The organism is Actinomyces massiliensis 4401292, assembly GCF_000269805.1.
Lineage (GTDB): Bacteria > Actinomycetota > Actinomycetes > Actinomycetales > Actinomycetaceae > Actinomyces > Actinomyces massiliensis.
On the sequence record NZ_JH711482.1, the window covers coordinates 394,574 to 416,722 of the forward strand.

Genomic DNA, 22,149 nt, shown 5'->3' on the forward strand with positions numbered 1-22,149 from the left:
TTTATCCGTTGATACTCTTGCTCCGCCAGTCCCGCTAACTTGACCTAATAAAATTTTCCTGGGACTTTTCACCGCCACCGATGTGATGCCGTCCGGATCGGCCTCGGCCATAAGGGGCGATGAGCTGTTCGACCGCGGCGATCCGTTCAGTGACGCCACTGGGAACAGCCTTGCATTTATCGATTTCGGCACGTGCTCGCCTGCACGTCTCTCTCGCGATGGAAGCACGAGCGGGCGCCAGCTCGACTCCCTTGGCGGTGGCCTCGGCCAGCAGTGTCAAGGCGACACAACTCGTCTCCGGATTGCCGATGGCATCGGTCAGGACGGTGAGCCGTTCTTTCATGCGCGAGGTGCCCCAGTCCGCCATCTGCTCACGCACCTGGAGCCAATGACCCCGTGCGGCCTCGGTGTCGTTGTGGGCGCCGGCCGCTCGGGCGGCGGTGGCCAGGCTCGCGCAAGCCAGCTCGATCCATCCCTGCGACAGGCACAGTTCGCTGGTATCGAGAGACTCCCGTTCGGCACGCTCGGTAGCGCCCAGGGCCAGCAACAGTCTGGCGAAGGAGATCCGAAGGTCGACAATGATCTCGAGCTGGCTGTCATCGGTGACAAGCTCCAACGACCGGCTGATCGTCTCCGCCGTTTTCATAGCGCGTTCACGGACCGATCCCAGACCATACCCCCGCGCCAGAACCAGCAGCTCATTGACCTCCTTGAGCAGAACATCCCGGCGCTGCAGGCGATGCTCGTCAACAGCGGTGCCGGTCACCGTGCCGTAGGAGCGTGATGCCAATCCGGAGGCCTCCCCGGCCATACGCGACTCCACCCGGTAGGACACTCCGTTATTGCCATTGCGCTCATCGAAACGCACGCCAATGGCGCGTGCGAAAGTCGTCAGCGCGTCGTAGGCGCGCACCACGGTGTCCCAGCCGGTCACTTTCAGGGAGACGCCCCAAGAGGTCGTCCAGTTGATCGACGAGCCCAGAGCGTTTGCGCCGTAACCGGCCCGGTTGGCCTCACGCAGAACGAGACTGGCTCCCACTGCCGCATTGAGAAGGCCCCATGCAGTGGTGTCGTCCGCGTTGGTGAGATCGGTGTGCCGAAGGAGAGCCAGCCCTCGCTCCCATTGGCCGGACAGCCCCAGATACTCCAACTCGTCGCCCAGGAGCGGTATGCGCAGCGAGGAGGGCACGTCGATGTGCCGCAGGGACATCAGAGCATCCTCGGCCTCGACCTTGCGCTTCTGGGCGAGGTACGACAACAGGGAGGCCGCCAACCTGCGGGAGGTGCCCGCCGGATCGGCCTCGGGGCGGTTGGGCACCCCGGAGGTGGTCCGGATGACACCGGAGAAGTCGTCGTGCATGCGAGCGGTCGCCAGCGTCGCACCGGTATCAGCATCATCGAAGGAGAACAGCCGGGCGACGCGCAGCTGCTCGAGTGCATCGGCCCGCTCCCCGAAGAAGGTGCACAGTTCCACTCGTGCGTATCGCAGGGGCAGGGCGGAGCGGCCTCCCGCGGCGCGCAGTCGGCTGCACCGTTCAACGGCACGATCGATCTCCTCGCGGGAGCGCGTAGGGTCCTCTCCCAGCGCGGCGAGCCAGTCCCGGTCGAATTCCGCAAGAGCAGCGGCCAGGCGCTTGGCGCTCTCCCCTGTCGGGAGCTGTTCGGGAGAGGCGTGCAGAAGCGCGTCGTAGAGACCCGCCTGCACGACGGGTGAGCGAACATCTACGGGATCGGCAAGCAGACCCGTGAGTTCGTCCCAGGTAGTCATCGTCTCCCCTTGTTCTTGTTCTTGGATCGAATCCGCACGTCGGTACGGAAACCAGTTCGAATGACAGCCTCACACACCAGTTGCGATATCGCGATGGGGAGCCGAGCCCGTCAAGGGCAAAGGCCCGCCCACCGGCAAGTGGACGGGCCCTCCCTACAGGGATTGTATCTTCCAAGAACTATCGGTTCAGTTCCCGGTCAGCTTCTCGCGCAAAGCGGCGAGCGCCTCGTCGGAGGCCAGGGTGCCGGTTGTCTCGGATGCGGTTGAGGAGTACGAAGTGGCGCCGGCCGGGACCGCCGCCCCACTGGTCTCGGTGTCCTCCTCCAGGGCCTTGGCGACCTGAGCCTTGTGGGACTCCCACCTGGCGTGAGCGGCTGCATACTCGGCCTCCCAGGCCTCGCGCTGGGCATCGAAGCCCTCGAGCCACTCGTTGGTCTCCGGGTCGAAACCCTCGGGGTACTTGTAGTTGCCGTTCTCGTCATACTCCGCAGCCATGCCGTACAGCGAAGGATCGAAGTCCTCCGAGTGGGGGTCCACTCCCTCGTTGGCCTGCTTGAGCGACAGCGAGATGCGACGGCGCTCGAGGTCGATGTCAATGACCTTGACGAAGACCTCGTCGCCGACCTTGGCGACCTGCTCGGGCACCTCCACGTGGCGCTGAGCCAGCTCGGAGATGTGGACGAGGCCCTCGATGCCGTCCTCGACGCGGACGAAGGCGCCGAAGGGAACCAGCTTGGTGACCTTGCCGGGGACGACCTGGCCGATGGCATGCGTGCGGGCGAATGCCTGCCACGGGTCCTCCTGGGTCGCCTTGAGCGACAGGGAGACGCGCTCGCGGTCGAAATCGACATCGAGAACCTCGACGGTGACCTCGGTACCGACCTCGACGACCTCGGAGGGGTGATCGATGTGCTTCCAGGACAGCTCGGACACGTGGACGAGACCGTCCACACCGCCCAAGTCCACGAAAGCGCCGAAATTGACGATGGAGGACACCACACCAGTGCGGACCTGACCCTTCTGAAGGGTCTGGAGGAAATTGGTGCGGACCTCGGACTGAGTCTGCTCGAGATAGGCGCGACGGGACAGCACCACGTTGTTGCGGTTCTTGTCCAGCTCGATGATCTTGGCCTCGAGCTCACGGCCCACATAGGGCTGAAGATCGCGGACACGACGCATCTCGACCAGAGAGGCGGGCAGGAAACCGCGCAGGCCGATGTCGAGGATGAGACCGCCCTTGACGACCTCGATGACGGAGCCGGTGACGACGCCGTCCTCCTCCTTGACCCGCTCGATGGTGCCCCATGCGCGCTCGTACTGGGCTCGCTTCTTGCTCAGGAGCAGACGGCCCTCTTTGTCCTCCTTCTGAAGCACCAGGGCTTCGATCTCGTCGCCGATCGAGACGATCTCGTCAGGATCGACGTCGTGCTTGATGGACAGCTCACGAGCGAGAATGACGCCCTCGGTCTTGTAGCCGATGTCCAGGAGGACCTCGTCGCGGTCGACCTTGACGACGGTGCCCTCGACGATGTCGCCGTCATCGAAGTACTTGATGGTCTCGTCGACGGCGGCGAGGATCTCCTCGGTCGAGCCGATGTCGTTGACGGCGACCGGGGCGGGGCTGGGCGTGGTGGTGGTCATTGAGTGGTTGCTCCGAATGCGGACAGATAGGTCGGGCTAGTAGGAACCATGAGCCCTCCGATCCCCCGAGCCAGCCCGGACTGATCTCGCGGAACGGCGGTGTGTCTTAATGACACCCAGGGGCCCACAACTCGGACTCTATCAGGACATACCCAGCGCGTAACCTGTTTGAGATCACCAAAGGGGGTCATAGGATCCGTGCAATCCCTCACGCCTGCTCGGATCGATGCGCCCCAGCGCATCTCCTGTCCCCCAAGGCCCTGGCGCCTCCCACTTTTCTGTGCTGCTATGTGCCGGCTCGCTGTCAGCTCGCTGCCGGTTGAGTGCCGGCTCAGTGCCGGCTCAGTGCCGGCTCAATGCGCAGCCTCCCGCCAGGTGGCGCCCCGACCGACCGACACGTCCAGAGGGACGGCCAAGTCGGCGGCGGCGCCCATCCGCTCACGCAGAATGCTCTCGACAGCGCTTGATTCCCCCGGGGCGACCTCGACGAGCAACTCGTCGTGGATCTGCAGGAGCAGTCGTGATGCCAGTCCCTGCTCCCCCAGGGACTGGGCTACGTCGATCATCGCCTTCTTGACGATGTCGGCCGCACTGCCCTGAATCGGAGCGTTGAGCGCAGCGCGCTCCGCCATCTCCCGACGCTGACGATTGTCGCTGGTCAGATCGGGCAGGTACCGGCGCCGACCGAACATGGTGTGGGTGTAGCCGTCGCGCCGGGCCTGCTCAACAACGCCCTCAAGGTAGTCATGAACCCGACCGAAGCGGGCGAAATAGGCGTTCTTCAGAGCGGCCGCCTCTGCGTTGTCGATTCCCAACTGCTTGGCCAGGCCGTAAGTGGACAGTCCGTAGGCGAGCCCGTAGCTCATGGCCTTGACGCGACTGCGCTGCTCAATAGTGACATCTGACACGTCGATGTCGTGAACCAGGGCCGCCGCATAGCGGTGCAGATCCTCACCGCTGCGGAAAGCCTCGATGAGCGCCTCGTCTCCGGACAAATGAGCCATGATGCGCATCTCGATCTGGGAGTAGTCGGCCGTCATCAGGCACTCGTAATCAGATCCCATGGTAAAGGCCTCGCGGATGCGCATGCCTTCACCGTGGGCCGGGATGTTCTGCAGGTTGGGGTCCGTCGATGACAGCCGGCCGGTGGCGGTGATCGTCTGCTGGAAGGTGGTGCGAATGCGCCCATCAGGGTGGATGGCCTTGCGCAGACCCTCGACCGTCTGACGCAGCTTGATGGCGTCACGGTGCTCCAAGAGGTTCTCCAGGAAAGGATGCCCCGTCTTGGCGTACAGATCAGCGAGAGCCCCGGCGTCGGTGGTGTAGCCGGTCTTGGTCCTGCGGGTCCTGGGCATGTCGAGTTCATCGAACAGGACTGTCTGAAGCTGCTTGGGGCTCGAGAGGTTGAGTTCATGGCCCGCAGCGGTGTAAGCGGCCTCGGCGGCATGAGTCACGCGAGCATCGAGCTCGGTCTCCCGTGCGATCAGCACGGCCTCATCAACAGCAATGCCCGCGTCCTCCATCTCGGCCAGAGTCGCGGCCACGGGCATCTCCAGTTCGGCGAAGAGCACCTCGGACTGCCGGCGACGGAGCTCTCGCTCCAGAACCTCAGCCAGTTCACCCTGAACAGCAGCGCGACGGGCGATGGCCATGGCCTGGGCCGGGATAGCGCCCATGTCCTCCGAGCCGGTCAGGGCATCCAGATCGAAAGCGGTCTGCGCCTCACCGCCCTGGTCGCCTTCGCCCACCGTGTCCAGGTCTACTCCTAGCCAGCGCTGCGCCAGAGAGTCGACGTCGTATCTGCGCTGCTCGGGACGACACAGGTAACCGGCCAGAGCGGGATCGAAAATGACGCCGTCAAGGCTCAGACCACGGGCGCGCAGAGCGTGCCAGGCACCCTTGGCATCGGTGACGATCAAGGGCACGTCGATGTCGCTGAGCAGGCCGGCCAGAGCCGCTTCATCCTCCGGAGCGACCAGAGCAGTGTCCACGACGACCGCTGTGCGGCCATTTGAGAGTGCAATCGCCGTGGCATCGGCTTGACCGGGATGGACAGTGCCGACGACCTCGAGGCCAAGGGGGCAAGTTTCCTCCCCGGTCTCGTCGTCGATCATCAGGCGGTCTCCAAGCCACTGCCCCAGCGAGCCGAGAGTGATGTCGCGACCGAGCACGGCGACGTCAAGAGACTCAAGGCGGGCAGCAGGCGACTCCTGGCCGGTCCCATCCGCATTGTTGTCAGGGCCTTCGGCGTCTTCGGAGAATGTCAGGATTCGTTGAGCCCGCTGGTAAAGCGTGCGGAACTCCAGGGCATCCATGACACGTGCCAGTTCGGCGCGGTCGGCGGCCCGCAGGATCAGGTCTGCAGTGGGCGCCACATCCAGGTCGAGGTTGGTCACCAAGCGGTTCAGGCGACGGTTGCGCACAACGTCGCCCACATGATCGCGCAGCGACTGACCAGCCTTGCCCTTGATCCGGTCGGCATGAGCGATCACACCGTCCAGGCCGTCGTAGAGATTGATCCACTTCGCCGCGGTCTTGGGACCGACTCCGGGCACGCCCGGCAGGTTGTCGCTGGGCTCGCCCACCAGAGCAGCCAGCTGGGGGTAGCGCTGGGGCGGGACTCCGTACCGATCCTCGACCTCCCCGGGCGTCATGCGCCGCAGAGTGGACACCCCCTTGATCGGGTAGAGCACGGTGCAGCGGTCCGTCACCGTCTGGAAGGAGTCACGGTCCCCGGAGCATACGAGGACCTCCATGCCCTCGGCCTGGGCCGAGGCCGCCAGAGTGGCGAGAATGTCATCCGCCTCGTAGCCCGAAGCCGTTAAGGCGCGAACGTTCATCGCTTTCAGCACGTCCTCAATGAGCTCTACCTGTCCGATGAACGGCGCCGGGGTCTCATCGCGGGTGCCCTTGTACTCGGCGTACTCCTGGGTGCGGAAGGTGCCCCCCGGCAGGTCGAATGCGACAGCGACGTGAGTCGGCTCCTCCTGCTCGATCAGGGACAGGAACATGGAGACGAAACCGTGAACTGCATTGGTGGTCTGCCCGGTGGATGTTGTGAAGCTATCCACAGGCAGGGCGTAAAAGGCCCGAAAAGCCATGGAGTGGCCGTCGATGAGGAGAAGACGGCCGGTGGACTCGGGGGCGGGACTGGTCGCGGTGGTGCTCACCGTGCCAGCCTACGGGCATGAGCAGTGACCAGTTCCCGTCCTCCCGCTCCGCCGACGTGCCTGTGGCCTTTCCCGCTAAGGCCGTGCGCCCCTTCCCCGATCCGCGTCCCGCCGGTTCTGCCGTCAGCGCCGTCAGCGCCGTCGGGGCATCAGGGCTGGCGGACTCCGAGCGCGGGACTCTCATGACGACCCTGCGCATGGAGGTGCTGGAGCGCTCTGCAGAACGGACAGTCGTGCGCATGCCCGTCGACGGCGCCCGCCAGGTCCTGGGGATCCTGCACGGTGGTGCGAGCGCGGCCCTCATCGAGACGGCGGCCTCGGTAGCGGCGCGTGAGGCGGCTCCAGACGAGACGGTACCAGTGGGAACCGAACTCCAGATCAGCCACCTGCACCCCGCCCAGCGCGGCTGGGTGACGGCAGTGGCGACACCCGTCCACCACGGCAAGCGCACTGCTGTGTACGAGGTCAGGATCAGTGATGAGGATGGACGCGCGGTTGCCCGCGGCACTCTGCGCAGTCTCTACATCACCGCCCAGGAGAACTGAGAAGCGTCAGTCTCCGTTCTTCTTGGCGCCGACTTGCTCAATGACGGCATCGGCGACCTCGCGCATGGTCAGACGACGGTTCATGGAGGTCTTCTGCAGCCAGCGGAAGGCCTCGGGCTCACTTAGGCCCATTTTCTCCATAAGCAGGCCTTTGGCGCGGTCAACGCGTTTGCGAGTCTCGAAACGCTCCTGCAGGTCGGAGACCTCGCTCTCCAGGGACTGGATCTCCTCGTGGCGCGACAGGGCGATCTCCAGGGCCGGGATCAGATCGGCCGGGGTGAAGGGCTTGACGACATAGGCCATGGCGCCGGCCGCCGAAGCACGTTCGATGAGCTCGGTCTGCGAGAAGGCTGTGAGCATGACTACAGCGCAGTTGTGCTTGTCCAAGATACGCTCCGCCGCAGTGATGCCGTCCAGGACCGGCATTTTGACATCCATAACGCATAGATCGAGCTCGTGCTCGTCGGCCAGGCGAACAGCCTCCTCGCCGTCGGCGGCCTCGGCGACGACCGTATAGCCGGCCTCGGTGAGGGTCTCGACAATGTCCAGACGGATCAAGGTCTCGTCCTCGGCGACGAGGACCCTGCGGGTTCGGGAGGTGCTTGACTCGTTGCTCACGGGCTGATCCTAGTATGGTGTACTCCGTTGCCGCGCGAGCAGGGCCCCGCCCTGTGAGCGTGACCACGCCTCCATAGCCCAATTGGCAGAGGCATCCGACTCAAAATCGGAGTGTTGTGGGTTCGAATCCCACTGGAGGTACCGAAGCAGCATGGGTATCGATGGATCTCAATGGATGCTGATGGATACCGATGGATACTGGCCGTGGTGGGCCCGCACCTGAAAGGCGCGGGCCCACCACAGTTCAGCCAGTAGAACCAGTAGAAACGGCCGGCCCGGCATCCGCCGGCTCCGGCCGTGACGTCAGTCGAACTCGCCCACCGTGTGAACACGAATCGAGTTCGTTGAACCGGCGGTGCCCGGAGGCATGCCCGCCACGATGATGACAGTGTCGCCGGCCTGGGCGAAGTGCTTGCGCTGAAGCAGGTCATCCACCTGGGCCACCATCTCATCGGTGTGCCTGACTTCGGGGACCTCGTAGCATTGCACGCCCCATGACACTGCCAGCTGGTTGCGAGTGGAGCGCAGAGGGGTGAATGCCAGCAATGGGAGGGGCGAGCGCAATCGCGACAACCGTCGAGCCGTGTCCCCGGACTGTGTGAAGGTCACCAGGTAGGTGACGTCGAGCTGCTCCCCCATTTCGGCAGCCGCGCGAGTCAGGGCGCCGGCGCGAGTCTGGGGGTAGGAGCCCAGCGGCGCAATGCGCTCACCGCCATGCGCTTCGACGTTCTCAATGATGTTGGCCATGGTGCGCACGGCCTCGATCGGATACGCACCAACGCTGGTCTCACCGGAGAGCATGACAGCGTCAGCGCCGTCGAGGATCGCATTGGCGCAGTCGGAGGCCTCGGCGCGGGTGGGACGCGGGTTCTGGATCATGGACTCGAGCACCTGCGTGGCCACGATAACCGGCTTGGCCTGTCGACGAGCCAGCTCAATGGCCCGCTTCTGAACCAGCGGCACGGCTTCCAGCGGCATCTCGACGCCCAGATCGCCGCGGGCGACCATAATGCCGTCGAAGGCGGAGACGATGTCGAAGAGGTTGTCCACCGCCTGAGGCTTCTCGATCTTCGCGATGACGGGGATGCGCACCCCGGTCTCGTCCATGATGTCGTGGACGTCCTTGATGTCGTCGGCATTGCGCACGAAGGACAGGGCGATGAGATCCGCGCCGATCTTGAGGGCCCAGCGCAGATCGTCCCGGTCCTTCTCGCTCAGGGCGGGAACGGACACGGCAACCCCGGGAAGATTGAGGCCCTTGTGGTTGGAGACGTAGCCGGGCACCTCGACCTTGGTGATGACATCGGTGTCGGTGACCGCCGTGACGCGCACCGCGACATTGCCGTCGTCGATGAGGAGGCGGTCCCCGGGACGGCAGTCTCCCGGCAGTCCCTTGAAAGTCGTCGAGACGCGCTTGACGGTGCCCAGGATGTCGTCCGTGGTGATGGTGAACTCATCACCCTTGTTGAGCATGACCTTCTGGTCGTTCACAAAGGTGCCCAGGCGGATCTTGGGGCCCTGCAGGTCGACGAGGATCGCCACGGGATTCCCAGAGGTTGCGGCGGCGTCCCGCACGCGAGCAATAACGTCCTCCTGGTCCTCAGCGCGTCCATGGGACCGGTTGATGCGGGCGACATTCATGCCGGCGTCCACCAGCGCCTGCACATTCTCAGGAGAATCGGTGGCCGGCCCCAGGGTGCATACGATCTTTGCTCTGCGCATGAGTCAAGCCTACACGTCCCGCGCCGTGGCCTCGGGCCGGCCCCGGCAGAATTCGGCTCGCGACCTTCGATGACGGATGATCCCAGCCCCGCGGCAACGATCCACACAGTGTTGGATTAAGTTGGAATGAAGTTGGACTGAAGTTAGATTCAAGTTGGGCTGAAAGCGGATAGGTAGCGGATCGTTGGCGTTCGTAGAACCGCCTCGCCGCTCTCCTCGGCGATCTCAGTCGCCCGCGTCGGGCTTCATCTCTGACTTCGTATGCGCCTCCTGAGGCTCCGGGCCCGCCGAAACTGATGTCTCAGCCATCTCGTTCGGCCTGTCCGCCGCCTCAGACTCAGCCCTGGGCCCATCGCCTTCTTCGGTGCCCTCGCTGATCGCATCACTGAGATGGCGGCGCGAGGTCATGACATAGCCGGCCAGCCCGATGAGGAAGACGAGGATCGAGGTCCACACGTTGAGGCGCAGCCCGAGGATGCGATGAGCCTCATCCACGCGCAGGAGCTCGATCCACACGCGCCCGGAGGTGTAGACCATGAGATAGGCCCACATGAGCCGACCGCCCACCGCCCCCTCACGGCGGGCCAGGAAGTGCCCGAGCCACACGAGGAAGACGGCGCCCGCTGCATTCCACAGCGCCTCGTAGAGGAAAGTGGGGTGGAACAAAGTGCCCGGGGCATACCCGACCGGCATGTGAGCCTTGTCGATCTCCAGACCCCAGGGCAGGGTGGTGGGCCCGCCGAACAGCTCCTGATTGAAATAGTTGCCGAAGCGCCCCAGCGCCTGGGCGACCAGGATCGTGGGAGCCGCGGCATCGTAGAAGGGGCCCAGTCGCAGTCCACGCCGCCGCAACATCCAGATGCCCGCCATGGCCCCGAAGGCGACGCCGCCCCAGATGCCCAACCCGCCGTGCCAGATCTGCGGAATGAGCGCCGGATCCCCGCCCGGTCCGAAATAGGCGTCCGGGGAGGTCACCACGTGGTAGAGCCGCGCACCGACAATGCCGACCGGTACCGCGACCAGGGCGACGTCCAGAGCCATTTCCTGCGGTCCGCCCAGCGCCCGATAGCGACGGTCGGACCACCACACCGCCACGAAAACGCCTGCAAGAATGCACAGGGCGTAGGCGCGCAGCGGGAATGGGCCGATGTGCCACACCCCCTGGGAGGGACTCGGAATCGAAGCGGTGAGCACTCAGAGGACCTCTCGATGGGCGGAGGGGATAAGCGCGGGATGGCTGCCCGCAGCGACCAGTTCGGCGACAAACTGCTGGGGATCGGCCGAACGGATGACGGCTTCCCCGACAACGACGATATCGGCTCCCGCACGCGCATAACTCATGACATCATGCGGTCCTGACACCCCGCCGGTCGCCATGCGGGTCACCGCCTCAGGCAGTACCTCGGCGACCTGTTCGAAACGGGAGTGGTCAATGGCCCGAGTATCGGGATCCCGTGCATCGACCGATACGTAGCGCGCGCCCGCCGCCACTGCGGTCAATGCCTCGCGCCGCGAGTGGGCCTCGACGACAGCCGCCATGCCCAGAGAATGAGTGCGCTCGACGAGGGACTCCAGGACCAGCGGCTCGAGGCGCGCGTCCAGAACGAGCATGTCGGCCCCATGAGCACGCGCCTCGTGGACCTGGTAGGGGGTGACGATGACATCGTTTGCCAGCACCGGGACATTCACGGCTTCGCGTACCGCGTTCAGATCAGTCAACCGCCCATGAGATCGGACCGGCTCGGTGACGACGGACACACAAGCGGCCCCTCCAGCTTCATAGAAGCGGGCGAGGACGGCCGCGTCCCCCACCCCCGACAGATCGGCGAATGTCGCAGTGGCGCGCTTGACCTCGGCGATGACGGACACAACCCGGCCGGGGGCCCGCAACACCGACGCGACATCACGCGCAGCGGGAGCAGAACGGGTCTTCTCACGCAGTTCCTTCAACGGGGTCAACCGCTGACGGGAGGCGACAGCGGACCGCGCAGCTGCGACCAGGTCATCGAATGCCATCACGGGACGCCACCTCCTGCATACGCGATACCGGGATCGTCGGGGGCGCGCTCAGCAGAAGTGCCGGCGGCGCCCATGAGGCCAATCGTCCTCGGGTGTGGGCGGCTGAGGCAAATCCGTTCAGTCGCCGGGACGCTCCCCTACAACCGCGCCGAGATCGCCGCCCGCCTGGAAACAGGTGCGCTCGCCTGTATGGCAAGCGGCCCCGACCTGATCCACTTCGATCAGCAGGGCGTCACCATCGCAGTCGAGGCGGACGGCCTTGACGTACTGGTGGTGGCCCGAGGTGTCCCCCTTGCGCCAGTACTCTCGGCGAGAGCGGGACCAGAACGTCACGCGGCCCTCGGTCAGCGTGCGATGCAGGGCCTCGTCATCCATCCATCCGACCATGAGCACCTCAAGAGTGTCGTACTGCTGAACGACAGCGGCGACGAGTCCTGATGCATCGCGCTTGAGACGAGAGGAGATCGCGTGAGGTAGAACCACGAGAGCAATTCTCTCACGAGGCGCCTCCCGAACAGCCGACCCGGCACGTACTCGTATTCTCGTTCTCGGCTGCATCGGCGCGCCGAGAACTACGAAGCCCTGAACCAGGCACCTGACAGCAATGAATCAACGAATACTGAACGAATACTGACTGTAATAACTGCGCTCATAACCTCGGTTCAGCCTGATGGCCCCAGGAGCGGACCCAGATAGACCCACATGCCCGGCATATTGCGCACAACGGCGAACACGCCGGCAAGGGCGAAGAGCGTCACCGCCTCATACGCGGACATGAAAGGACGAGTGCTCCCAGAATGCCGATTGGTCAGCCATCGCAGCACGAGAAGAACTGCAAGCGCCTCAACCACCAGGGCAAAAGGGTTGTAGCCGATCGCCTCCGTCAGGTTCCCGTGCAAGAGCGCCCGAGTGGCGCGCGTGCCCCCGCACAAAGGACACCACATGCCAGTGGCGCGGTGCACCAGACACAGGTCGGAACTCGTCGCGGACGAGCGCAGACCATTGAGAACAAGCAGCATACCGGGTGCACAGGCCACGGCCACCAGCGCGCCTACGCGGAGGCGGCGATGACCGCGGCTGCGCCCATCAACGTCCATCAACATGTTTTACAGAGCATCAAGGGCGCCGAAGCCGGCAGGCTCCGGTCGCTCGGACTCACAGATTACTGAAAATAAAGTCCGTAATGTCGGTAGTCCAAACGATAACAGTCCAGACGATCGACAGCACTCCCATGATGAGACCAGCGATAGCCATGCCCTTGTTGGAGGCTCGTCCCTCGTTGGCAGCCTGTATACCGAGGAAGCCCAGCACCATTGCGGGAATACCGGTGAGCAGGCCGCAGCACGCCAGACTGGCGATGCCCAGCCCCAGCGCCCATCCGCCCAGGGCGTTCTTCTCCGTTGATGGACCGTAAGGACTCATTCCCGGGGCATATGCCCCGGGCTGCGGCTGGTTCGGGTACTGCGGATACCCGGGGTCGCTCGGATAGGAGCCCGGACCAGGCTGGCCGTTGTAAGGATCTTGATTCGGGTCGTAGCTCGTCATGAAAAAGACGCACTCTTTCACTTGGGGAACAATGCTCCGGCACTTCTCATGCTCGGCTGCTGCTGGCAGCACGCATACGCCAAGGGCGAGGTTACACGCTCCGGCTGAGCAGCGCCGCTACTCGCCAGTGGGAGCTGACAATCCCCTCACAGGGTGTCCTGCCCCTCGCAAGGCGTCTTTCGCCGCGCCGATCGTCAGCGTGCCGTAATGAAAGACGCTCGCCGCCAGCACCGCATCCGCGCCATGATCCGCCGCCGCGGCGAAATCCTCGGCTCGGCCCGCACCACCGGAGGCGATCAGCGGAACACGGACCTCACGCCGGACATCATCGAGCATCTGCAGGTCGAAACCGCCGGTCACGCCATCGGCGTCCATGGAGTTCAACAGGATCTCGCCCGCACCCAGATCAGCGGCCCGCGCCGCCCACCGAACAGCATCGAGGCCGGTCGAACGGCGTCCGCCGTGAGTCGTGACCTCATATCCCGACGGGGTGGTCACGCCTTCTGGGCAGCGTCGTGCGTCCACCGATAGAACCACCACCTGATTGCCGAAGCGCTCAGCGACCTCGTACAGCAGTTCCGGCCTTTCAATAGCTGCGGTATTGACGCCCACCTTGTCCGCTCCTGCCCGCAGGAGGCGGTCGACATCCTCAACGCTGCGCACTCCCCCGCCCACGGTCAGTGGGACGAAGACCTGCTCCGCAGTCGCCGAGACGATGTCCAGCATGGTCGAACGGCCCTCGGCAGAGGCGGAGACGTCGAGAAAGGTGATCTCGTCGGCACCCTGGGCGTCGTAGCGCTTGGCGAGCTCCACCGGATCGCCGGCGTCCCGCAGACCCGTGAAGTTCACGCCCTTGACGACGCGCCCGTCTTTGACGTCGAGGCATGGGATGACACGGACGGCGACGCTCATGGTGACTCCTGAACGGATCGGCAGTGAGGGAACCGAGCCAGAGTAGCGTGAGCTCACTGCTCACCGGGCTACTGGCAGACTCTCGACTGGCCGCCGGCCGGCCGCTTGCCTACTGACTGGTGCCGGGACTGGCGCCCGGTGTCACATGCACGGTTCCGGGACCGTCATCGGGATTCGGAGTCGCGGGCACAGCGGCGTCGGTAAGCCCATCATCGGCGATCGCCAGGACATCTATCACCACGGCGACTGCGCCCTCGCCGGCGGCCTGATCGGCTGGGATGGAGATGACTAGCCTGCTGCCCACCTGGGCGTCGACCAATTGCTCCCTCACGCCTGCAAGTGCGTTGTTCATGTCAATGGTGCCGGGCAGTGTAGTCGTGCCGTATGTGGTGGCCTGCTGCTGACCATCGGACCAATTCACAGTGGCGTACCGGGCCAGAACGACGCTGTCCGCCTGAACCTGAGGGCCGTCTCCCTGCACGAGCACGGCCGCGGTCGAATGCGTGGGTACCGGGAGCCCCTGCACAGACAGGCCCACCGTGCCATCGGCGTTCGTCGTCACCGTCGGCATGCCCTCAACGGGCTGCTGGGATGTCCCCGCCGCGGTGGTGGGCAGAATGTCGATCACCGTGATCTCAGTGGTCTTGGTCTGATCCTCCTTGGTCCGCGGAGCACGGACGACGATTCGCGACCCCTCGGTGACTCCGGTGACCGCATTGGCGAGACTCTCACCGATCTTGTTGGGATCGAGTAGGCCTCGATATAGACGCGTGCCTGTTTTATTGCCGGTGACATTCGTGCCGTCGCCGCCGTCGAAAACCGCCACGGACAGCACGACGGCATCGCCTGCACCCAAGGCGCGTCCGTCGCCCGTGACGACCTGATCAGTGCTTATCGCAGAGGCCGGTGAGAGGTTTCCCTTGAGCGAGACGACGGGAACGGCGCCGACACGGCCGGCGACTTCCAGCACTGTGTCGAGCGGCCCGTCCGCATTGATGGAACCGCCCGGGGCCGCACCCGCTGAGCTGGCCGATCCGGCGCCGCCTCCCCACATGCGGGAGACCGCCAGGGGCGCTGCGACGATAGCCACTGCCGCCATGATCGCCAGAACAGCAGCAATATATCCTCGCGGTCTGGGGCGCCCCAAAGCGGCCCCTATCGCTCGTTGGGCACCCGTGGTGGTGGGAGGCTCATCGGAGGAGGGCGATGACTGCGCTGCCGGCGATAAGGCCTCAGCCGGTTCGGACACCGGAGCGGAGGCTGCGCTGCGCGGCGCCTCGGGAACCGGTTCTTCTGCGGGCGCTGTCGGGATCGGCTGCATCCAGGGCGGAGACAGCTCAGACGTCTCAGACGTCTCAGTGGGCTGCGCGTGGCTCGGTGAGAAAGGCGAGGAATACGAAGGGTTCGAGGGAAGTGAGAGATCCGAGAGATCCGGCGACGGAGCGGGCTGAGTCCAGTTCGGGGCAGCCGATTCACCCGACTCAACCGAACCTGCCGAATCAACCGAACCAGTCGGACCCGCCGAATCACTGCCTCGGGAACCGGCGAGCTCATTGGCCCGCTCCAGCTCACGCCTCTGACGACGCGTCAACGGCTGACCGTCCTGCCCCACTTGTGGCAGGCGCGTTGTGTTGCGGGAGGAGGGCGAGAAGGTAGTCATCGGTCCTTCCAGTCTGCCAGATGTCATCGTACGGCGTCTCAGACGCCGGTGGTCATGCCCGTGGCAAGCGTCTCGTCGGGAGCGTCCATGGCCGCCATGAGGACATCGACACGCTCGTCAACGGCATTGAAGGGGTCGCGCAGTGCAACGAGCCGGGTACGGCCATCGTCCAGGCGCAGGTTCACCCAATCGGCCGACAGGTCCCGGCGCAGGTCCTGCGCCCGTCCGATCGCCGTACCGCGCAGATGCGCACGGGTGGTTGCCGGCGGGGTGTCGACAGCGGTACCGCAGGCCTGTTCATCAATGAGACGCCGCAGCAATCCGGCTCGCTCCAGCTTCAGACGGAGCCCGTCGCTACGGCTCACATCGTGATAGGCCAGGGCCAGCCGGGCCATGCGCGGCTCGCCCAGCTCGGCGCCGGTGCGCTCGGCATAACGGGCCAGAAGCTGGTGCTTGGCCGCCCAATCCAGATCGGTGGCCACGTCCTGGGGCCTGCCCGAGCGAACGGCCTCCAGGCCTCGTTCCCACAGGTCGAGAACATGGTGCTGGAGATCGCTCAAGTCCAGATTCCTGACGTGCTCGCGCACCCTGACCAGGTGCTCGGCCTGCAGATCCACCGGCGTGATGGTGCGGCCGTCTGCGAGCTCCAGCGCAACCGTGCCGGTCAGGTCGTGGCAGGTATCGCGGATGGCCCTCATGGGGAAGGCGAGCTGAAGATCCGCGAGACTGCCGCCCTCCTCGAGGTAATCCAGCAGCAGGTCCATGGCGCCCACTTTGAGAAGGGTGGATCCCTGAGCGATATTGGAATCGCCGACGATCACATGCATGCGCCTGTAGAGTTCGGCATCTGCATGAGGCTCATCGCGGGTATTGATCAGGGGGCGCGAACGGGTGGTCGCCGAGGAAACGGCATCCTCCATCTGATCGGCGCGCTGGGAGAAGACGTATCGGGCCGGGGCCCCATGATCGCTGGGATCGTTGGGATCATTGGGATCGCCGAGCAGAATATGGCCGGCGCCGACGAGGATCTGGCGCGTGACCAGGTGGGGCACAAGGGTACGGGCGTCATTCCAGAAGTCGCCACGGCGACGCACGAGGTAGTTCTCATGACAGCCGAAACCCGTGCCCTCGGCATCGAGATTGTTCTTCAGCAGGTGAATGCGGCCGGGCACCCCCCGTTGTTCCAGGCGAGTATTGGCCTGCTCGGCGAGATCGGCCATGGTGATCTCTCCAGCCCGGTCCTGAGCCAGGAGATCGGCCAGCTCATCGCACTCCGCGGTGGCGAACTCGGGGTGGCTGCCCACGTCGAGGTACAGGCGCGCCCCGCCACGGGTGAAGACATTGGAGGACCGGCCGAGGCGCACGACGGGCTCGAACAGTTCACGTGCGGCATGGTCAGCGTCCAGAGGCGGTATGCCGCCAGTTGTTGAGGCGCAGGTGATGCCGTACTCGGTCTCCACGCCGATGATTCGCCGCGCGGGCCTGCGCGAGGGCGGCGCCGTCACTCTCCGCCCTTCTGGACGAAACCCTGCACGAAAGCCGCCGCATTCGTCTCCAGGACGGAGTCGATCTCGTCGAGAATGTCGTCAACACCGGCAACCTGAGCCTGGCCGGCCGCATCGGAGGCCTCGGAGGCATCGTCGCCGTGGCCCCCGGTGGGCTGAATCTGCTCGTGGGTGCTCATGGTGCCTCCTGCCTGTCCGTCGGAGCGCGGCCCGCACTCCCGATGGGATCAGTCTGCCCCCAAGCCCCGGCGTGGCCCAATCGTTATCTGAACCTGATCGAGCACATCGGCCACCCGCTGCGGGTCGGTCTGCACGTCCTCAGGCAGCGAAAGGCGCAGCAGGTGCTCGCATTCGGGCAGGTCCAGCACCAGACTCGTCCAGGAGGCGGCGACGACCTCGCTGTGACGGGCCACAGCCGATCCACGGATGGCGGCGCGCGTTCCGAAAGGCGCAGTGTCGGCAGCCGCCTCGATCTCGGCATCGGTGGTCATCCGGCGAGTGCGCCCCGCCGCGATGAGCCTGTCCGCGATGCCGCGACCGGTGCGAAGATCGGCCCACTGGATGTCGAGGGCGGCCAGTCGAGGATCATCCCAATCCGCACCGGTCCTGACGCGCATGGCATCGCACAGTTGTTTCTTGGCGACCCACTCCACGAGCGCGGCGGCACGCGCGGTGGCCTCGGGCTCCCGAGCAGTGCCCTGAGCGGAGGCGTATCCCTCCAGCGCCGTGAGCGTCTCATCCCACAGGGCCACGGCGGCGGCAGTCTCCTCACCGACGCACTCAGGAACCGCACCGCCGTAGTCCTCCTCCAGGGCGTCCACGATCGCACGCAAGTGCGCCCGCTGGATCTCCAAAGCCGTCATCGGGCCGGAGACCGTGACCAGAGGATGGGTCAAGTCGGTGTCATGGGAGACCGCCCAGTGGTCCTCCACCGGGTCGTGGACCAGGCGCAGAGGAGCCAGAGCGCCCAACCGATTCTGTCGGTCCGATGCGCGCTCGAGGTACCACAGAAGAAGATCGGTCGTGGCGACCTTGAGGTAGATGGGGACGTCGAAGCGATTGGCATCCCCGTTGATGATGTGAAGGCGGCGGAAGCGCGACGCATCCGCATGCGGCTCGTCGCGGGTGTTGACGATCGGCCGGTTGAACGTGGTTTGCAGGCCGACGTCGCTCTCCACGTAGTCGGCGCGCTGGCTGATCTGAAAACCGGGGCGCTGGGAGCGTTGACCAATGCCGACGCGCCCGGCTCCGGCGACGACGGGACGGGTGACCAGGAACGGGATGAGTGCCGGAGCGAGGTCGCTGAAGGCGAGGTCTCGGCGCACGAGGTAGTTCTCGTGGGAGCCGTAGGTCGCGCCCTTGCCGTCGACGTTGTTCTTGTACAGGACGACCTTGCCGGGAGAGATCCCCTCGGCGCCCTCTGCCAGGGCCGTCATGGCCCGGCGTGCGATCAGCTCGCCGGCGAGGTCCCACACGACGGCGTCGTGCGGCGTGAGAACTTCTGGTGAGGAGTACTCGGGATGCGCATGATCGACGTACAACCGCGCGCCGTTGGTCAGGACGACGGCCGAGGCGCGCGGGAGGGCGGCCTCACCTGCATCGGGACGCAGGCGGGTCCCCCAGGGAGCGGGCGGCGGCTCCGTCCTCTGCTCTCCGCCGCCGCCGTTGTGCTCAGGACGCCGGGACGTCGACTGCGTCATGGCACCTGCAGAGACTGCCGGTGAACTGTTCGCCGAGTTGGAATCGGCATAGGCGTCGGGCTGATCAGCGGGAGCGTCTCCGGAGGGAGCAGGATGGGCGGGATCGTCTGTGAGCAGACTGGGATGGGCTGCGGCACGGTCGAGGTGCCCGCCCCGCAGATCGGCAAGAGGATCCTCCGCCTCATAGTCCCAGCGCACTGCCCGCGCCCGGGAACCATCCGGTCCCATGACTCCAGGACGCGAGACCGCGCCGTAGGCCTCCACTACTCGGCTGGCCATAGCGACGGCGTTGGCGTAGGGGTCGCCCGGCTGGAGCACCCCGAACTCGGTCTCGATGCCGACCGGCCGAATGACAGGGGAGAAAATCGGTGCCGACTGACTCATAGTCCTTCCCTCGATTCCTCTGCCGGTACCGCATCTACGAGACCTATACGACCTATGCGACCTATGCGGCGCACTGAACGGATCTGCTCACCGCGCCGGCCGATGAGCCGAGCCCAGTCGTCCGGACCAGTGGCGCCGGTGATCTCCTCGTTCTGGCGGGCTTCGGCGGCGACGGCCTCCAGGAGCCGTTGGCTGGACATGCCGCCGCTTCCGCCGCTCAGTTCATCTTTGATGGCGGAGGTCTTGGCCCGCGCGACAACAGCGGCGAGCATCGCACCGCTGACAAGGTCGGCGAGGTGAAGAGTCTCCTGCGCTCCAGAGGCATAGGTGATCTCGATGACCTCGTTGGCAGAACCACGGTCGTACAGGGCGTGGATGGTATTCCGACGCATGGACAGGGCAGCGGCCTCCCGATCGCCATCGGCAGCGGCGAGCTCGACCGGGTCAAGCGGCAGACCGGCAGTGAGGTGCTTGGCCAGGATCTCCAGAGCACTAGTGGCATCGGGGCGGCCGATCCGGATCTTCATGTCGAGTCGCCCAGGTCGCAGGATGGCGGGGTCGATCATGTCCTCCCGGTTGGATGCTCCGATGATGACAACGTTGCGCAAGGACTCCACGCCGTCGATCTCTGCCAGGACTTGCGGGACGATCATGGTTTCAACATCCGACGACACCCCGGTGCCACGAGTGCGGAAAAGAGCCTCCATCTCATCGAAGAAGATGACGACGGGCCGGTCCTCGGCCGCGACCTTGCGAGCCTGATCGAAGATGGCACGTATCTGGCGCTCGGTTTCCCCGACGAACTTGCTGAGCAGCTCAGGGCCCTTGATGTTCAAGAATGCGGCGGAGGTCCTGCGCCCATCCGGGCTGCTGTCCGGGGCGAATGAACTGGCCAGGGATGTGGCCACGGCTTTGGCGATCAGCGTCTTGCCGCAACCGGGCGGACCGTACAGGAGCAGTCCCTTGGGAGCGCGCAGACCGTAGGCCCGGTACAGATCGGGGTGGGTGAACGGCAGTTCGAGGGCGTCTCGGATCTGGTCGATCTGGGTGCCAAGACCTCCGATGTCGTTCCAGGAGACATCAGGGGTCTCGGCGACGACGAGCTGCTCGACACTGGTGCGCTCGACCAGGGCGGTGGCGATGCCGGCACGCGGATCCGCGGCCAGGGTGTCACCGGGCGTGAGGGCTTCGGGGTCCAGATGGCCCGCCAGGTGGACAACACGGCTTGCCCCTCCCCCGGTCGTGACCAGGGCGCGGGAGGCGCCGGAGATCGAGGGGGGCAGGACCTCCTCCAGAGTCACGGCCTCGCCGGTGTCAGGGGCCGATAGGGCGTCGACGACGAGCATCTGGTCGCTCACGGCCACCAACTGGCCGATGACTAGGGAGTCGGCCTCCAGACTCGCATGCAGACCCAGACGCATGGGGCGTCCGCCGAGCATGACGTCGACTTCGTAGGGCCGTTCGGCAGCAGCATCGCCGCTCCCGGCCTCCGGCGCCTGGGGGCGGGCGGGAAGCCCGGTGAGCAGTCCGAGGGTGACCGGCGGCAGGGTAACGGCGTCGAGCTGGACGCCCAGCTCGGTGATGCGCTCGCGGGCGGCGGTGAGCGCTGCAACGAGACGCTCATTCTTCGCGGCCAGACTCACCGACTCGGAGCGCGCCTCGCGCAGCTGATGGCTGATGAAATCGGGCGATGGCATGCCCAGGGGCTGGGGATCAGGCATGAGCGGGCGCTTCATCATCGGTGCCATTAGTGCCATCAGCAGCATCTCTAGTCGCGCGGCCGGGCAGGACGGGGGTGGCGTCCTGGGGCTGCTTGGCGAGGCAATCGCGCAGGACGCGACGAACCTTGCGGTCGCTGCTGACGCGCTCCCCTACGTCCTGCGGCGCCCAGTAGCCGCCGTCGTCATAGGCGCCGCGGGCGGGCGGACGCTTGCGGGTCAGCGGCCTCGAGCCGACGGCGAGGCGCCGAGCTGTGATCAGGAAGCCGGTGTGGGCGACCATCCGGTGGTCGGGGCGCACGGACAGGCCGTCGACGTTCCAGGTGCGCACCATCGATTCCCACGATTCGGGCTCGGTGAACAGGCCGCAGTGTCTCAGCGCCTCGACCGTGCGCGAGAGCTGGGTGGTGGTGGCGGCGTAGGCCAGGAAGAGGCCACCGGGGACGAGCGCGCGGGCGGAAGCGGCGATGTTCTCCCAGGGGGCCAGCATGTCCAGCACGATCCGGTCGACGGAGGAGGCTTCGACGCAGTGGGCGGTCACCTCGGCGAAGTCGCCTGTGCGCAACTCCCAGGCGGGATGGTGACGGCCGAACCAGGAGTCGACATTGGAAGCGGCGATCCGGGCGAAGTCCTCACGCCGCTCAATGGACAGCAGATACCCGCTCTCACCGATGGCGGACAGCAGGTTCATGGTCAGAGCCCCCGAGCCGACGCCAGCCTCCAGGACGCGCGCACCGGGGAAGATATCGCCCATGGCAACGACTTGTCCGGAATCCTTGGGGTAGACGACCTGGGCGCCGCGGGGCATGGACAGCACGTAGTCGGCGAGCAGAGGGCGCAGGAGGAGGAGCTCGTGGCCGGCCTCGGTGATCAGCACGGTGCCCTCGTCGAGGCCGACGGCATCGCGGTGATGGAAACTGCCGCGCCGGGACTGGAAGTAGCCGCGGGGGTCGAGCTGGAAGGTGTTCTTGGCGCCCTTGGAGTCGGTGACCTGGATGCGCTCGCCGTAGCGGAAGGGACCGCGGCGCCCGGCCTGACCGAGTGACTCCTGGGCAATGGACCGTGTGGGGTGCTCGGGTTTCGGTCGTACGGCCGGGCGGGGCTCCCGTACGTTATCGGAACCGCCCGTCTCGCCCGCACCACCCTGCCCGCCGGCGCAGGAGACGACGGCGTCCTCGCTCAGCCCATGGTCCTCGGAGTTCTGCTCGCTCATCGAGAATGAGTCTAATGAGTGAAGCGCTT

18 protein-coding genes and 1 tRNA gene are annotated in these 22,149 nt (G+C 65.6%); 2 read left to right on the forward strand and 17 right to left on the reverse strand.

What is annotated here, in order from left to right; all coding sequences use genetic code 11:
* Positions 1–34 precede the first annotated feature (34 nt).
* The 3 genes from W5W_RS0110140 to polA all read right to left on the reverse strand — a co-directional run bounded on the left by W5W_RS0110140 (position 35) and on the right by polA (position 6,579).
* Positions 35–1,768, reverse strand: coding sequence for a serine/threonine-protein kinase (locus tag W5W_RS0110140; protein WP_017195312.1), 1,734 nt, complete (start codon positions 1,766–1,768; stop codon positions 35–37).
* 186 nt (positions 1,769–1,954) lie between these two features.
* A complete protein-coding gene (rpsA, locus tag W5W_RS0110145) occupies positions 1,955–3,409 on the reverse strand; it encodes a 30S ribosomal protein S1 (RefSeq protein ID WP_017195313.1) in 1,455 nt (484 codons plus the stop codon).
* 353 nt (positions 3,410–3,762) lie between these two features.
* Positions 3,763–6,579 (reverse strand): DNA polymerase I, encoded by a 2,817-nt coding sequence (polA, locus tag W5W_RS0110150; RefSeq protein ID WP_017195314.1) that lies wholly within the window; start codon positions 6,577–6,579, stop codon positions 3,763–3,765.
* 17 nt (positions 6,580–6,596) lie between these two features.
* Between polA and W5W_RS0110155 the strand changes: the two genes are divergently transcribed.
* Entirely contained in the window at positions 6,597–7,124 is a 528-nt protein-coding gene (locus tag W5W_RS0110155; RefSeq protein ID WP_008731678.1) for a PaaI family thioesterase, read from the forward strand.
* A 6-nt stretch (positions 7,125–7,130) separates the two neighbouring features.
* Here W5W_RS0110155 and W5W_RS0110160 read toward each other — a convergent pair whose 3' ends face one another.
* Entirely contained in the window at positions 7,131–7,742 is a 612-nt protein-coding gene (locus tag W5W_RS0110160) for an ANTAR domain-containing response regulator (RefSeq protein WP_017195315.1), read from the reverse strand.
* A 67-nt stretch (positions 7,743–7,809) separates the two neighbouring features.
* On the opposite strand from W5W_RS0110160, the gene W5W_RS0110165 reads away from it, so the two are divergent.
* Positions 7,810–7,883: transfer RNA gene (locus tag W5W_RS0110165), tRNA-Leu, on the forward strand.
* Positions 7,884–8,045: 162 nt separating this feature from the next.
* On the opposite strand, the gene pyk is transcribed toward W5W_RS0110165, so the two are convergent.
* From pyk to W5W_RS0110230, 13 genes are all read right to left on the reverse strand, one after another.
* Complete coding sequence (gene pyk, locus W5W_RS0110170; RefSeq protein ID WP_008730349.1) at positions 8,046–9,464, reverse strand: pyruvate kinase; 1,419 nt, start codon at positions 9,462–9,464, stop codon at positions 8,046–8,048.
* Positions 9,465–9,689: 225 nt separating this feature from the next.
* Positions 9,690–10,658: a prolipoprotein diacylglyceryl transferase gene (lgt, locus tag W5W_RS0110175; RefSeq protein WP_008730337.1), complete on the reverse strand. Its 969-nt coding sequence runs from the start codon at positions 10,656–10,658 to the stop codon at positions 9,690–9,692.
* The gene (locus W5W_RS0110180; protein WP_008730365.1) at positions 10,659–11,483 is read right to left on the reverse strand and encodes an indole-3-glycerol phosphate synthase TrpC; all 825 of its coding nucleotides are present in this window, start codon (positions 11,481–11,483) and stop codon (positions 10,659–10,661) included.
* Positions 11,484–11,600: 117 nt separating this feature from the next.
* Positions 11,601–11,966, reverse strand: a complete 366-nt coding sequence (hisI, locus tag W5W_RS0110185) for a phosphoribosyl-AMP cyclohydrolase (protein WP_008730332.1) — start codon at positions 11,964–11,966, stop codon at positions 11,601–11,603.
* Between the two features lie 179 nt (positions 11,967–12,145).
* The gene (locus tag W5W_RS0110190; protein ID WP_017195318.1) at positions 12,146–12,586 is read right to left on the reverse strand and encodes a DUF2752 domain-containing protein; all 441 of its coding nucleotides are present in this window, start codon (positions 12,584–12,586) and stop codon (positions 12,146–12,148) included.
* 52 nt (positions 12,587–12,638) lie between these two features.
* Entirely contained in the window at positions 12,639–13,028 is a 390-nt protein-coding gene (locus tag W5W_RS0110195) for a DUF4190 domain-containing protein (RefSeq protein WP_008730298.1), read from the reverse strand.
* 117 nt (positions 13,029–13,145) lie between these two features.
* Positions 13,146–13,940, reverse strand: coding sequence for an imidazole glycerol phosphate synthase subunit HisF (gene hisF, locus W5W_RS0110200; RefSeq protein WP_017195320.1), 795 nt, complete (start codon positions 13,938–13,940; stop codon positions 13,146–13,148).
* Positions 13,941–14,049: 109 nt separating this feature from the next.
* Positions 14,050–15,030: an FKBP-type peptidyl-prolyl cis-trans isomerase gene (locus tag W5W_RS14920; protein ID WP_154650325.1), complete on the reverse strand. Its 981-nt coding sequence runs from the start codon at positions 15,028–15,030 to the stop codon at positions 14,050–14,052.
* Between the two features lie 608 nt (positions 15,031–15,638).
* Positions 15,639–17,105, reverse strand: coding sequence for a Pup--protein ligase (gene pafA, locus W5W_RS0110210; RefSeq protein ID WP_017195323.1), 1,467 nt, complete (start codon positions 17,103–17,105; stop codon positions 15,639–15,641).
* The gene (locus W5W_RS0110215) at positions 17,102–17,284 is read right to left on the reverse strand and encodes a ubiquitin-like protein Pup (protein WP_008730367.1); all 183 of its coding nucleotides are present in this window, start codon (positions 17,282–17,284) and stop codon (positions 17,102–17,104) included. Before W5W_RS0110215 ends, pafA begins: the two co-directional genes overlap by 4 nt.
* Positions 17,285–17,332: 48 nt before the next feature.
* Positions 17,333–19,189 (reverse strand): proteasome accessory factor PafA2 family protein, encoded by a 1,857-nt coding sequence (locus W5W_RS0110220; RefSeq protein ID WP_008730319.1) that lies wholly within the window; start codon positions 19,187–19,189, stop codon positions 17,333–17,335.
* On the reverse strand, positions 19,186–20,910 hold the full coding sequence (gene arc, locus W5W_RS0110225; protein ID WP_017195324.1) for a proteasome ATPase: 1,725 nt from the start codon (positions 20,908–20,910) through the stop codon (positions 19,186–19,188). The genes W5W_RS0110220 and arc overlap by 4 nt, the downstream gene beginning before the upstream one ends.
* Positions 20,903–22,120, reverse strand: a complete 1,218-nt coding sequence (locus W5W_RS0110230) for a tRNA (adenine-N1)-methyltransferase (protein WP_017195325.1) — start codon at positions 22,118–22,120, stop codon at positions 20,903–20,905. The genes arc and W5W_RS0110230 overlap by 8 nt, the downstream gene beginning before the upstream one ends.
* Positions 22,121–22,149 lie beyond the last annotated feature (29 nt).

Coding starts and splice junctions, on each gene's coding strand:
- pyk (WP_008730349.1), bottom strand. CDS start 9,464: ATGCGCAGAGCAAAGATCGTATGCACCCTGGGGCCGGCCACCGATTCT.
- hisF (WP_017195320.1), bottom strand. CDS start 13,940: ATGAGCGTCGCCGTCCGTGTCATCCCATGCCTCGACGTCAAAGACGGG.
- W5W_RS0110215 (WP_008730367.1), bottom strand. CDS start 17,284: ATGAGCACCCACGAGCAGATTCAGCCCACCGGGGGCCACGGCGACGAT.
- W5W_RS0110190 (WP_017195318.1), bottom strand. CDS start 12,586: ATGTTGATGGACGTTGATGGGCGCAGCCGCGGTCATCGCCGCCTCCGC.
- rpsA (WP_017195313.1), bottom strand. CDS start 3,409: ATGACCACCACCACGCCCAGCCCCGCCCCGGTCGCCGTCAACGACATC.
- W5W_RS0110155 (WP_008731678.1), top strand. CDS start 6,597: ATGAGCAGTGACCAGTTCCCGTCCTCCCGCTCCGCCGACGTGCCTGTG.
- W5W_RS0110140 (WP_017195312.1), bottom strand. CDS start 1,768: ATGACTACCTGGGACGAACTCACGGGTCTGCTTGCCGATCCCGTAGAT.
- W5W_RS0110220 (WP_008730319.1), bottom strand. CDS start 19,189: ATGAGTCAGTCGGCACCGATTTTCTCCCCTGTCATTCGGCCGGTCGGC.
- arc (WP_017195324.1), bottom strand. CDS start 20,910: ATGCCTGATCCCCAGCCCCTGGGCATGCCATCGCCCGATTTCATCAGC.
- W5W_RS0110195 (WP_008730298.1), bottom strand. CDS start 13,028: ATGACGAGCTACGACCCGAATCAAGATCCTTACAACGGCCAGCCTGGT.
- W5W_RS0110230 (WP_017195325.1), bottom strand. CDS start 22,120: ATGAGCGAGCAGAACTCCGAGGACCATGGGCTGAGCGAGGACGCCGTC.